Genomic DNA, 12557 nt, shown 5'->3' on the forward strand with positions numbered 1-12557 from the left:
ACCAGCAGGGGTGCGATAGGACGTCGCTGACAGAGGTATATATGAACAAACCGGCACTGTTCCGGGCAAGCTGGAATCCGCGCGGGCTGCTCCTGTGCAACTTGATTGCGATTGCGTTGTTGTGCGCTTGGGTATGGCCTGCCGGCCATACGGCCTTCACCGCCTTTGACGAGGCACTGTTCACTCAGCTTAACCAGCCCTTGGCGACCAACGTGGGTTGGCGTTATGTATGGACTGTGGGCAGCCTGCGGCCGTTCGACGCACTGGTCGGCCTCATTCTACTGCTGCTGTTGATCCGCGGCGACTGGGTATTTAAGGCGGCTCAGGTACGTCAAGCGTTCTGGGGCTTCATCGCCACCTTGGTACTGCTATTGGTGGTGCGTGCGCTGTTTTCGAAGGTGTGCGACGCGATGGGCTGGCAACATGACAGCCCTACCCTGGTGCTGCCGGGGGCGGTTCACCTGAGCGACTGGTATCCCTACCTAGAGAAGAAATGGGAACTCAAGGATCAATCCAGTTCCAGCTTTCCGGGCGACCATGCCTCGGTACTGCTGATCTGGGCCTTTTATATGAGCTATAACAGCCGTCGCGCCGGCCAGTGGCTGGTGGTGTGGGCTTTAACACTGCTGTTCATGATGCCGCGCCTGGTTGCTGGCGCGCACTGGGGCCAGGATGACTACATCGGCGGCATGATCATGGCGCTGTTAGCGCTGGGGTGGTCTTGCTACACGCCCTTTGTGGCACATGCCAGCACCTGGCTCGTGGAGTTGACCAACCCCGTGTTCAACCTGCTTACCAAGCTGCCGGGGATTCGCCGCCTGAGCGTGGTCAGCGCCTCGTAGAGGCGCGGCTCCCGACCACCGGCCATTACGAACCCTCGGAACGGAACTGGAACAGCTGCCGGCGCTGCTTCTTGGTAGGTTTGCCGTCGCTGGCAACACCTAAAGCGCCGGCCTTGCGCAACGCCGCGGCCTGTTCGCGGCGGGCAATGCTCTGCTCGGTTTCGGCATAAAGCTGCTGGGCTTCGGGGGCACCACGGCGCACGTCTGACAATGCCATCACGACCACTGTCCGCTCGTCGAAGCCGGTCCGCAATTGGAACTCGTCGCCGATTTTCGGCTCCTTGCCGGGTTTGCAGCGCTCGCCGCGGCAGTGCACCTTGCCGCTCTCGATAGCCGCCTTGGCTAGGGCGCGGGTCTTGTAGAACCGCGCAGCCCAGAGCCATTTGTCCAGCCGGACCTTTTCGTCGTGCTCAGCCTGCTGTGCCACTGCCTGACCTCATTTGGAAACATCCATCCACTCTACTACCGTCGCGGATGGATGCAACGCGCCCTTGCTTTGTTTACAGTGCGGCACAAGCGCAACCGCTGACGCAATCTGCGCGGTGCCGCGGTCTATGCAAAGGCGGGTCTGTCGTGATGGCCGCCGCTGCGCGTCTGGGTGAATTATTTCGGGCGATTTTTTGTTGAAGACTTTCGACCACCTTACCGTCATTGGCCTGCGCGAATGGATCGCCCTACCTGAACTAGGCGTAGCGGGGCTGCGCGCCAAAATAGACACTGGCGCCAGCACGTCCAGCCTGCATGCCAGTGAAATCGAGCCCTTCGAGCGCAACGGGGAACCTTGGGTGCGCTTCAACGCTCACCTGGGCTCGGTCGTCCAGTTGCGTCATCGGCGCTGCGAAGCGCCGCTGGTGGCGATGAAAACCATCAAAAGCTCCAACGGCCTAGCGCAAACGCGCTATGTCATAAGCACGTTGCTGGCGCTCGGCGATCGGGTCTGGCAGGTCGAGTTCACCCTCGCTTGCCGTAGGGCCATGCGCTATCGGCTGTTGCTGGGGTCCAAGGCGCTGATAGACGGCCAGTTGGTAGTGAACCCCGGCAAGACTTACCTGCAGGACAAACCGCTATCCCCGGCCTCCCTTTCCACTGCCCCAGGTGTTCAATGAAAATCGCTGTGCTATCGCGCAACCCGCGCCTGTATTCCACCCGCCGGCTGGTCGAGGCCGGCATCGAGCGCGGTCACGAAGTGGTCGTAGTGGATACGCTCCGGGCGTACATGAACATCGCCAGCCACAAGCCGCAGATTCACTATCGGGGCAAGCCGCTAGAGGGCTTCGACGCGGTCATCCCGCGTATCGGTGCCTCTGTAACCTTTTATGGTTGTGCCGTGCTGCGCCAGTTCGAGATGATGGGCGTGTTCCCGCTCAATGAATCCGTGGCCATCGCTCGCTCGCGGGACAAGCTCCGATCGTTGCAACTACTGTCGCGCAAAGGGGTTGGCCTGCCGGTAACCGGCTTTGCGCACTCCCCGGACGATATTCCGGATTTGATCCGCATGGTCAATGGCGCCCCCCTGGTGATCAAGGTACTCGAAGGCACTCAGGGCATTGGTGTAGTGCTGTGTGAAACGACCAAGGCGGCTGAGTCTGTGATCGAAGCGTTCATGGGCCTGAAGCAGAACATCATGGTGCAGGAATATATTCAGGAAGCCGGTGGTGCCGATATCCGCTGCTTCGTGGTCGGCGACAGAGTGATCGCCTCGATGAAGCGGCAGGCCAAACCGGGCGAATTCCGCTCCAACCTCCACCGAGGCGGCAGTGCAAGCCTGATCAAGATCACCCCGGAAGAGCGCATGACAGCCATTCGCGCCGCCAAGGTAATGGGCTTGAGCGTGGCAGGGGTAGATATCCTGCGTTCCAATCATGGGCCGCTGGTCATGGAGGTCAACTCCTCACCGGGGCTGGAAGGGATCGAGTCCACCACTGGTAAGAACGTCGCCAGCATGATCATCGAGCATTTGGAAAAAAACGGCGGCCCCAACCTTACGCGCACCAAAGGCAAGGGCTGAGGGCCCACCGCCAGGCTTACAGTGGCGGTTAATGCGGCGGAATATCTCGCAGGCTAGGCCGTCTGCTGCATCGCTCGCCGTAGCGGCCGGGCTTGGCCCGCAGCGGGCGACACGCCACTCGACATGCCGCTAAACCGCGTCTCGCGGCAACATCAGGTTCAGTGGCAGCCGTACTCGCGCTTCCAGCCCGCCACCGGCGCGATTGCGCAGCTCTACATTGCCCCCATGCATCGAGGCGATCCGCTTGACGATCGCCAAGCCTAGCCCGGTACCCTTGCTGCGCGCCCGATCCCCACGGGTAAAGGGATTGAAAATGCCCTCGAACTCCAGCGGGTCTATTCCTTCACCTCGGTCCAGCACGCTGAGCACTACATAAGGGGCGCTGGAATCGCCCGATACGAAGGCCGCCACTTCAACCCCGGTGCCGGCGTGATACAAGGCGTTGCCAATGAGGTTGTTCAGCAGCCGCTTGATCGAAACACGCCGCAGCGGAAAGGGCGGGATAGGTTCCAGGCACAGCCGAACTTGCGGCTCGGGCTGGTTGAACGGAGCGACCACCTCCTCAACCAGCGCACCGAGGTCGACCTCCTCGACGGTTTCGTCGCGACCATCGCGGATAAAGGCCATGAACTGGTCGAGGATGGCGTCCATGTCTTCGATGTCACGGACCATTTCCTCGGCGAATTCACTGTCGCTGCTCATCAGCTCCAATGACAATCTCAGGCGCGTCAGCGGTGTTCGAAGGTCATGAGAAACCCCGGCCAGCATTAGCTCTCGCTCGCGGCCAGCTTGCTCGACATCCTCTGCCATCTGGTTGAAGGCGCTGTAGACCTCGGTCATCTCACTGGGCGTGTCGCTGATCGGCAAGCGCACGCTACGTCCCTGACCAAGCTGGCGCGCAGCGAACACCAGGTGCTTCAAGGGCTGGTTGAGTTGCCGGACGAAGATCCAGGCCGAGGCAGTGGACAACAGGCCGATAGCCAGGAACCAACCTAGCACGCTCCAGATTTTCTGACCCCGCAAAGGGTGGGGGTAGAGCGGGACCTTGAGCCAGTCCGGCCCGATGCTCGGCGCTCGTACCCACAGCGCTGGTGGTGCATGCACCCGCAATCGCACCTCGGTGTCGTCGCCAAGTTCCGCCTGCATCTGCCGCTGGTAGATTTCGCTGTACGGCCAGTGCTGCTCGCCCTCCGGCACAGCCTCGCCGGAAACTCGCAACAAACCCGCGGCTTCGGCAATCTTGCCCTGGTTGGCTTCGTCAGCCGCCCAATAAGCCCGCAGTGTTAAGGCAACGCCGTGGCTGTATTGCCGGTCCACCAGCACGTCTTCGTTCATCAGCAGGTACACCAAGGTCAGCGCCTTGGAAAACAGCACGACGATAAGCACCAGCCACAATGTGCGAGCGAAGAAGCTTTGGGGGAACCACAACGGGGTTTTCATAGGTGCCAGCATACCTCGGAGTAACGAGCCGAGCGCCCCGGCAATACAAGAACAAGCAGGCGTTGCCGCGAGGGCACCACCTGTCAAAAAGGTGAGTCACTTGCTGGGGTTGCCGTCCGGCACGAAGACATAGCCGACACCCCAGACCGTCTGGATATAGCGAGGCTTGGAAGGGTCGGGTTCGATCATCCGGCGCAGCCGGGAAATCTGCACGTCGATGGAACGCTCGAGCGCATCCCATTCGCGGCCGCGGGCAAGGTTCATGAGCTTGTCTCGGGTTAGTGGCTCGCGAGCGTGCATAACCAGTGCTTTGAGCACCGCGAACTCACCCGTGGTCAGCATATGTACTTCTTCGCCGCGCTTGAGCTCCCGCGTGGCCAGCGACAACTCGTAATCGCCAAAGGAAACGGTTTCGTCGCTTGCCGCAGGCGCGCCGGGTACTGGCGTGGCCTGGCGGCGTAATACCGCTTTCACTCGTGCGGCCAGTTCATCGGGGTTGAACGGTTTGGCCAGGTAATCGTCGGCGCCGAGCTCCAGCCCCTTGATACGGCTCAATTCGTCACCCTTCGCCGTGAGCATGATGATCGGGATCTGGTTATTGGCGGCGCGCAACCGACGGCACGCGGAGAGGCCATCTTCGCCGGGCAGCATCAGGTCGAGCACCACCAGGTTGAACACCTCGCGGCTGAGCAGGCGGTCCATTTGCTCGACGTTGGGTACGGCGCGAGCGCGGTAGCCCTTGCTGACGAAGAAGCGCTCCAGCAGGCTGCTCAAGCCGGGGTCGTCATCCACGATAAGGATTTTTTCGCCTTCGGTGATCTGGGCGGTGCTGCTCATGAAAGACTCCTTTGCTGTCGGCGCGCATTATGTCGCAGCGGCCATGGGACGTGCTTTGCGCATTGTTAGCAGATTTTTCCTGGGCACGTCTCGGACAGTCGGAAATGCACCGGCGAGGCCCCTTGCCACGTTTCGCTGGTTATAATGCGACGCTTTTTCCGCCGGCGAGTGCCCGGCCCGGTTTGCCGCCTGCTTGCAGCGGGCACAGGCATTACAGTATTCAGGTGGTTTTATGGAAAGCATCAATAGCCGCATCGCAGAAGAACTGGGCGTGCGCCCGCAACAGGTCGCAGCCGCGGTTGCCCTGCTCGATGAAGGCTCTACCGTGCCCTTCATCGCCCGCTACCGTAAGGAAGTGACCGGTAGCCTGGACGATACCCAACTGCGCCATCTTGAAGAACGCCTGCGCTACCTTCGCGAACTCGACGAGCGCCGCGCGAGCATCCTGGCCAGCATCGAAGAGCAAGGCAAGCTGACCCCGGAACTCGCCCGCGAAATCAACCTGGCGGATACCAAGACCCGCCTCGAAGACCTCTACCTGCCATACAAGCAAAAACGCCGCACCAAGGGCCAGATCGCTCTCGAAGCCGGCCTCGGTGAGCTGGCCGACGCCCTGCTCGGCGACCCGCAGCTAGCCCCCGAGGCAGAAGCTGCGCGCTTCGTCGATGCCGAAAAAGGCTATGCCGATGTGCGTGCGGTTCTTGAAGGCGCCAAATACATTCTCATGGAACGCTTCGCCGAGGACGCCACCTTGCTCGGCAGGCTGCGCGGGTTTCTCAACGAGCAGGCGACCCTGGCCGCACGCATCGTGCCCGGCAAAGAAGAGGAAGGGGCGAAATTCCGTGACTACTTCGAGCACGACGAGCCCCTCAAGAACGTACCCTCGCACCGGGCCCTGGCGATCTTTCGCGGGCGCAACGAAGGCATCCTCAGCGTTTCGCTGAAAGTCGGCGAGGAATTGCCCGGCACTCTCCATCCTTGCGAGCTGATGGTGGCAGAGCATTTCGGGCTGAAGAACCAGAACCGCGCAGCGGACAAATGGCTGGGCGAGGTGGTGCGCTGGACCTGGAAGGTCAAGCTCTATACTTCGCTGGAAAATGACCTGCTTGGCGAGCTGCGCGAGCAGGCCGAAGCCGAAGCGATCAATGTATTCGCCCACAACCTTCATGACCTGCTGCTGGCTGCCCCCGCCGGCCCTCGCGCGACCCTGGGGCTGGACCCCGGCCTGCGCACCGGCTGCAAGGTGGCGGTGGTCGATGCCACCGGCAAGCTGCTGGACACCGCCACCGTGTACCCGCACGTTCCGAAAAACCAGTGGGACCAGACCCTTGCCGTCCTAGGCGCACTTTGCGCCCGGCATAACGTGGACCTGATCGCCATCGGAAACGGCACTGCGAGCCGGGAAACGGATAAGCTCGCTGCCGAGCTGATCAAAAAATACCCAGCCCTCAAGCTCACCAAGGTCATGGTGTCCGAAGCGGGTGCGTCGGTGTACTCAGCCTCGGAGCTGGCGGCCAAAGAGTTTCCGGAGCTGGATGTATCGCTGCGTGGCGCCGTGTCCATCGCCCGACGCCTGCAGGACCCGCTCGCCGAGCTGGTCAAGATCGATCCCAAGTCCATCGGCGTGGGCCAGTACCAGCACGACGTCTCTCAGCTGAAGCTGGCGCGGGGCCTGGACGCGGTAGTGGAGGACTGCGTGAACGCTGTGGGGGTGGACGTGAACACCGCGTCCGTAGCCTTGTTGTCACGCATCTCGGGCCTTAATGCGACCCTGGCGCAGAACATCGTTGCCCACCGGGACGCCAATGGCGCCTTCCGCACCCGCGCCGAGCTGAAAAAAGTCAGCCGTCTCGGGGAAAAGACCTTCGAGCAGGCCGCGGGCTTTCTGCGGGTGATGAATGGCGACAACCCGCTGGACGCCTCGGCGGTTCACCCGGAAGCCTACCCTCTCGTGCAGCGCATCGCCGCCCAGACCGATCGCGACATCCGTTCGCTGATCGGCGACAGCACCTTTTTGCGCCGCCTCGATCCGGCCCGCTATACCGACGAGACCTTCGGCTTGCCCACCGTGACCGACATCCTTAAGGAACTGGACAAACCCGGCCGCGACCCGCGCCCTGAATTCAAGACCGCCGCCTTCCAAGACGGCGTCGAGGACTTGAAGGACCTCCAACCGGGCATGATGCTGGAAGGCGTAGTTACCAACGTGACCAACTTTGGGGCTTTCGTCGACATTGGAGTGCATCAGGACGGCCTGGTCCATATTTCGGCCTTGTCTGAGAAATTCGTCAAAGATCCTCGCGAGGCGGTAAAAGCCGGCGACGTGGTCAAGGTCAAGGTGATGGAAGTGGATATCCCCCGTAAGCGCATCGGGCTGTCCATGCGCATGAGCGATACACCTGGGGAGAAAGTGGAAGGTCACCGTGGCAGCAGCCGCCCGGCTGGCAACCGTCCCGCCCCCGCCGCCAAGGCACGCGAGACTGCGACCGCAGCGCCGGCCAACGGAGCGATGGCAAGCCTGTTCGCCAACGCTAAGCCATTGAAGAAACGCTGATGGACATCCCGGCGGACGTCGCGCAAAGCGCCTTCAGCCAACTCTTGGGCTGCAAAGTCGTCCGCCTGGACGAAGGCGCAGCCGAAGTGGCCCTCGCGCTGACCCCACCGCTGCGTAACCGCGGCGGGGTTCTGCATGGCGGCGCCTTGTTCAGCCTGGTCGATATCGCCATGGGCCTGGCCTGCTCCACATCCCATGGCTTCGACAAGCAGAGCGTGACCCTGGAGTGCAAGATCAACTACCTGCGGGCGGTGGCCGATGGCGAAGTGAGCTGTGTTGCCAAGGTGATCCACGCCGGCCGCCGCACCCTGGTAGTCGAAGCGGAGGTGATGCAAGGCAGCAAAATGGTGGCCAAGGCCCAAGGGACCTTCGCCGCTCTATAGCCCGGCCAAGCGAACTGGGGTAAGTTCGGCAGGTAAGAAGCAATGCCGAATGGCAAACCTGACGCGGCCGAACACCGGCTCCAAACGATCGGGCGCCCGCTTCGACCTTGCATAACGTCACGGCCATCCCCATATCGGGGCGATCGACGCGTAAGGACATCAACTTGAGCGAACTTCTCAACCGCCGCCTGCAATTGCTCGGCGCGCCTGCCAACCTGTCCCTGCTCAAGCAGTGCCTGCACGGTATCGAGCGCGAATGCCTGCGCGTCACCCAGGATGGCCGGCTGGCACAAACGCCTCATCCCGAAGCGCTTGGCTCGGCCCTGACTCACGAACAGATCACCACGGATTATTCCGAGGCGCTGCTCGAGTTCATCACCCCGGCGTTGGCCGATCCTGTGCAAACTCTTGAAAGCCTGGACACCATTCATCGCTTCGCCTATACCGCGCTAGGCGACGAAATGCTGTGGGGGCCCTCGATGCCTTGCGCCCTTCCCGCCGAGGAAGACATCCCCATTGCCTGGTACGGCACCTCGAATATCGGCCAACTCAAGCACGTGTACCGCAAGGGCCTGGCCGTGCGTTACGGGCGGACCATGCAGTGCATTGCAGGGATTCATTACAACTTCTCGCTGCCCGAGGCCCTGTGGCCGTTGCTGCGAACGGCTGAAGACAGCGAAGCCACCGACCGGGACTACCAATCCGCGGCCTATATAGGGATGATCCGCAACTTCCGCCGCTACAGCTGGTTGCTGATGTACCTGTTCGGCGCATCGCCGGCCCTTGATACAGGCTTCCTCCGTGGGCGCTCGCACCGCCTGGAGACCCTGGACGCCACTACCCTCTACCTGCCTTATGCCACCAGCCTGCGCATGAGCGACCTGGGGTACCAGAACAACGCCCAGGCAGGCCTTACCCCCTGCTACAACGACCTGCACAGCTATACCGAAAGCCTGCGCCAGGCGGTGGCCACGCCCTACCCACCCTACGTGGAGATCGGCACCCATAAAGATGGTGAGTGGGTACAGCTCAACACCAACGTGCTGCAGATCGAAAATGAGTACTACTCGAGCATCCGCCCCAAACGAGTTACCTATACCGGCGAGCGGCCGATCCAGGCGCTGATGGCCCGTGGCGTGCAGTATGTGGAAGTGCGCTGCCTCGACATAAACCCGTTCCTGCCAACCGGAGTCGACCTGGCGCAAGCTCGATTCCTCGACGCCTTCCTGCTGTACTGCGCGATGGAAAGCAGCCCGCTGCTCGACGGGCGCGACTGCGGTCACTGCACGGACAATTTCCTCAAGGTGGTCAAGGAAGGTCGCCGTCCTGGCCTGGAGCTGCAGCGCGATGGCCAAGCCATCAGCCTGCGGCAATGGGCCGATGAGCTGCTCTCGGCGATCGAGCCGGTGGCGCAATTGCTCGACCGCAGCCACGGGCTGGAGGAGCACAGCAAGGCGCTGGCAGACCAGCGAGCCAAGGTGGCCGACCCCTCCCTCACGCCTTCGGCGCAAGTGCTGGCGAGCATGGCGGCACACAAGGAAAGCTTCAGCCAGTTTTCCCTGCGCCAGACCCAAGCCCACGCGGACTATTTCCGCGCCACGCCCTTGCCTAGCGAGGTACGACAGGAGTTCGAGGCACAGGCCCAGGCATCACTTGCCCGGCAAAGCGAGCTTGAACGCACCGAGGTGGGTGAGTTCGACCTGTTCGTGGCCGCATACCAAGCCAGCATTCTAGGGATTAGCCAATAAGGTTCGCACGCACGCCCCGTAAAGGGCGTGCGAAGCCCCGAACAGGCCTACAGCGGTTTTTCAAAGATCTTGGAATTGCGTTGGTAGTTGTACAGTGAAGCCCTAGCGGCTGGGAGCCGCTCCACGCCGCTGGGGCTGAAGCCCCGCTCACGGAACCAATGCGCAGTGCGGGTGGTAAGCACGAAGAGGGTTTTGAGGCCCTGTTCACGCGCCCGAGCCTCGATCCGCTCAAGCAGCTCATCGCCTCGCCCGCCGTGGCGGTATTCCGGGTTCACCGCCAGGCACGCCAGCTCGCCGGTGTCGGAACCCGCGATGGGATAGAGCGCGGCACAGGCGATGATCATGCCCTCGCGTTCCACCACGCTGAACTGCTCGATCTCGCGTTCGAGCACCTCACGAGAGCGGCGTACCAGAATGCCCTGCTCTTCCAGCGGGCTGATCAGCTCGATCAGGCCACCCACGTCATCGATGTTCGCTTCGCGCACCTGCTCGAACTGCTCCTGGGCGACCAGCGTGCCGCCACCGTTGCGGGTAAAGAGTTCGGTAAGCAGCGCGCCGTTTTCCGCATAACTGACGATATGGCTTCGGGCAACGCCGCCGCGACAAGCCTCGGCGGCGGCATCGAGCAACTCGGCCTGATAGTCGCTGCCCAAGCGCTCCAAATGCGCAGGGACTTGCTGTGGGCGCAGCTCACGTACCAACTGGCCGCGGGCATCCAGCAAACCCGGCGCGGCGCCAAACAGGAGTAGCTTGTCTGCGCCCAGTTCGATAGCGGCGCGCGTGGCTACGTCTTCACAGGCGATATTGAAGATCTCCCCGGTAGGCGAATAACCCAACGGCGACAGCAGCACGATGGTGCGCTCATCCAGCAGCCGATTGATGCCCTTGCGGTCGATCCGTCGCACCTCGCCGGTGTGATGGTAGTCCACGCCCTCAACCACGCCGATGGGCCGCGCGGTCACCAGGTTGCCGCTGGCCACGCGCAGGCGGGCGCCCTGCATGGGGGACGAGGCCATGTCCATTGAAAGCCGCGCTTCGATGGCCACGCGCAAAGCGCCCACGGCATCGATCACGCATTCCAAAGTAGGGCCGTCGGTGATTCGCAACCCGCGATGGTAGTGCGGCGTCAGCCCGCGCGCGGCAAGCCGGCTTTCGATCTGCGGGCGGGATCCGTGCACCAGCACCAGGCGTACGCCAAGGCTGTGCAGCAGCACCAGATCATGGACGATATTGCCGAAGTTCGGGTCTTCGATGCCGTCCCCGGGCAGCATCACCACAAAGGTGCAGTCCCGGTGGGCATTGATATAGGGCGAGGCGTGGCGAAGCCAATTGACGTATTCGGGCATAAGTAGGCCTGTAGGGAAAAAAGACGAAGCGAGGGTGCAAACGCGAGACGGTTATCGTCGTAACAGGCCTGGCAACACGCGCGCCTCTCCTTCTTCCAGACAATTCGCCCGGCAGCCCGGGTGCCTCAGCTATACGGGCCGCAGGCAATAATATTCAACGAGATCTTGTATCAGACTCAGCGTAGGGTTCAGCCGGGACATTTCGAGAAACTCGCCTGGCTGATGCGCACAGGCAATGTCTCCAGGGCCCAGCACCAGGGTCTGGCAACCCAGCTGCTGAAGATACGGCGCCTCCGTGCCGAATGCCACTGCTTCTGCCCTGTGCCCGGTGAGTTTTTCGGCGACACGCACCAGCTCGCTGTCTGCGGGCTGTTCGAAAGGCGGTACTTCGGCGAACAGCGGCCGGTAATCGATCTCCACCTCATGCCGCTGCGCGATTGGGCGCAACTTCCGGGTGATCGCCTCGCGCAGAACCGCAGGGTCCATGCCGGGGAGCGGGCGTAGATCGAACTCCAGCGAGCATTGGCCGCAGATCCGGTTGGGGTTGTCCCCGCCATGGATGCAACCGAAGTTCAGCGTCGGTTGCGGCACGCTGAATTGTGGATTGTGGTAAAGCCCCTGCCATTCGCGGCGCAGCCCCATCAGCTCGCTGATCGACTCGTGCATGGCCTCCAGCGCGCTGTGCCCCAGGCTGGGGTCGGAGGAATGACCGCTGCGCCCAAGGATGTCGATACGCTCCATCATCACCCCTTTGTGCAGGCGGATCGGCCGCAGCCCGGTAGGCTCGCCAATCACCGCGGCACGCCCAAGCGGAGCGCCCTCCCGGGCCAGTGCCTTGGCACCTGCCATGGAGCTTTCCTCGTCACAGGTGGCGAGGATCAGCAGTGGCTGCCGAAACGGTTGGCTTAACAATGGCCGCACCGCTTCGATCACCAGCGCGAAGAACCCTTTCATGTCACAGCTACCCAACCCGACCCAGCGGCCGTCCACCTCGGTCAACTTCAGCGGGTCGGTTGCCCACAACTGTTCGTTGAACGGCACCGTATCGCTATGGCCAGCCAGCACCAAGCCGCCAGGGCCGCTGCCATAGGAAGCCAGCAGGTTGAACTTGCCCGGCGACACCTCGCGCAGATCGCACGCGAACCCAAGTTCCGACAGCCAGCTGGCCAGCAGATCGATCACCGGGCCGTTGCTCTGATCCAGGCTGGCCTGGGTGCAACTGACCGACGGAGAGGCAATAAGCGCGGCGAAGCGGTCTTTTAAGGTAAGCGCAGGCATCGAAGGCTTCCTGGGGCAGCGATTGACAGAGCACTGTTGTACCACAGCTGGCGCATCCGGCCAGTAAGGGTAAACGCCGGTGCGCGACTCCTGTACACTGCCCGGCTCTTCGCGTCTACGC

The 12557-nt window shown here is 62.2% G+C and carries 11 protein-coding genes; 6 read left to right on the forward strand and 5 right to left on the reverse strand.

Going from position 1 to position 12557, the window contains the following annotated elements:
* Positions 1-41: 41 nt before the first annotated feature.
* Positions 42-842, forward strand: a complete 801-nt coding sequence (locus OGL93_RS07065) for a phosphatase PAP2 family protein (protein WP_263261766.1) — start codon at positions 42-44, stop codon at positions 840-842.
* A 25-nt stretch (positions 843-867) separates the two neighbouring features.
* On the opposite strand, the gene OGL93_RS07070 is transcribed toward OGL93_RS07065, so the two are convergent.
* Positions 868-1269, reverse strand: a complete 402-nt coding sequence (locus OGL93_RS07070; RefSeq protein ID WP_263261767.1) for a S4 domain-containing protein — start codon at positions 1267-1269, stop codon at positions 868-870.
* 196 nt (positions 1270-1465) lie between these two features.
* Here OGL93_RS07070 and OGL93_RS07075 point away from each other — a divergent pair, with 196 nt between their 5' ends.
* Both OGL93_RS07075 and rimK read left to right on the forward strand, forming a co-directional pair.
* A complete protein-coding gene (locus OGL93_RS07075; protein WP_263261768.1) occupies positions 1466-1948 on the forward strand; it encodes an ATP-dependent zinc protease in 483 nt (160 codons plus the stop codon).
* On the forward strand, positions 1945-2850 hold the full coding sequence (gene rimK, locus OGL93_RS07080) for a 30S ribosomal protein S6--L-glutamate ligase (protein WP_263261770.1): 906 nt from the start codon (positions 1945-1947) through the stop codon (positions 2848-2850). The genes OGL93_RS07075 and rimK overlap by 4 nt, the downstream gene beginning before the upstream one ends.
* Positions 2851-2979: 129 nt before the next feature.
* Here rimK and OGL93_RS07085 read toward each other — a convergent pair whose 3' ends face one another.
* Together OGL93_RS07085 and ompR are read right to left on the reverse strand one after the other, a co-directional pair.
* The gene (locus OGL93_RS07085; RefSeq protein WP_263261772.1) at positions 2980-4290 is read right to left on the reverse strand and encodes an ATP-binding protein; all 1311 of its coding nucleotides are present in this window, start codon (positions 4288-4290) and stop codon (positions 2980-2982) included.
* Between the two features lie 96 nt (positions 4291-4386).
* Positions 4387-5127 (reverse strand): two-component system response regulator OmpR, encoded by a 741-nt coding sequence (gene ompR / locus OGL93_RS07090; protein WP_263261773.1) that lies wholly within the window; start codon positions 5125-5127, stop codon positions 4387-4389.
* A gap of 232 nt (positions 5128-5359) precedes the next feature.
* Here ompR and OGL93_RS07095 point away from each other — a divergent pair, with 232 nt between their 5' ends.
* The 3 genes from OGL93_RS07095 (at position 5360) to gshA (ending at position 9812) form a co-directional block, all read left to right on the forward strand.
* Positions 5360-7681 carry a Tex family protein gene (locus OGL93_RS07095; protein WP_263261775.1) on the forward strand — a complete coding sequence of 774 codons (2322 nt, stop codon included), beginning with the start codon at positions 5360-5362 and terminating at the stop codon, positions 7679-7681.
* Positions 7681-8064, forward strand: a complete 384-nt coding sequence (locus OGL93_RS07100; RefSeq protein WP_263261776.1) for a PaaI family thioesterase — start codon at positions 7681-7683, stop codon at positions 8062-8064. Before OGL93_RS07095 ends, OGL93_RS07100 begins: the two co-directional genes overlap by 1 nt.
* Positions 8065-8228: 164 nt before the next feature.
* Positions 8229-9812, forward strand: a complete 1584-nt coding sequence (gene gshA / locus OGL93_RS07105; protein WP_263261777.1) for a glutamate--cysteine ligase — start codon at positions 8229-8231, stop codon at positions 9810-9812.
* 47 nt (positions 9813-9859) lie between these two features.
* On the opposite strand, the gene argA is transcribed toward gshA, so the two are convergent.
* Both argA and argE read right to left on the reverse strand, forming a co-directional pair.
* A complete protein-coding gene (argA, locus tag OGL93_RS07110; protein ID WP_263261778.1) occupies positions 9860-11158 on the reverse strand; it encodes an amino-acid N-acetyltransferase in 1299 nt (432 codons plus the stop codon).
* A 129-nt stretch (positions 11159-11287) separates the two neighbouring features.
* Positions 11288-12436 (reverse strand): acetylornithine deacetylase, encoded by a 1149-nt coding sequence (gene argE / locus OGL93_RS07115; protein ID WP_263261779.1) that lies wholly within the window; start codon positions 12434-12436, stop codon positions 11288-11290.
* Positions 12437-12557: the final 121 nt, after the last annotated feature.

It is taken from the genome of Pseudomonas sp. RIT-PI-S (assembly GCF_025642975.1).
Taxonomy (GTDB): Bacteria; Pseudomonadota; Gammaproteobacteria; order Pseudomonadales; family Pseudomonadaceae; genus Aquipseudomonas.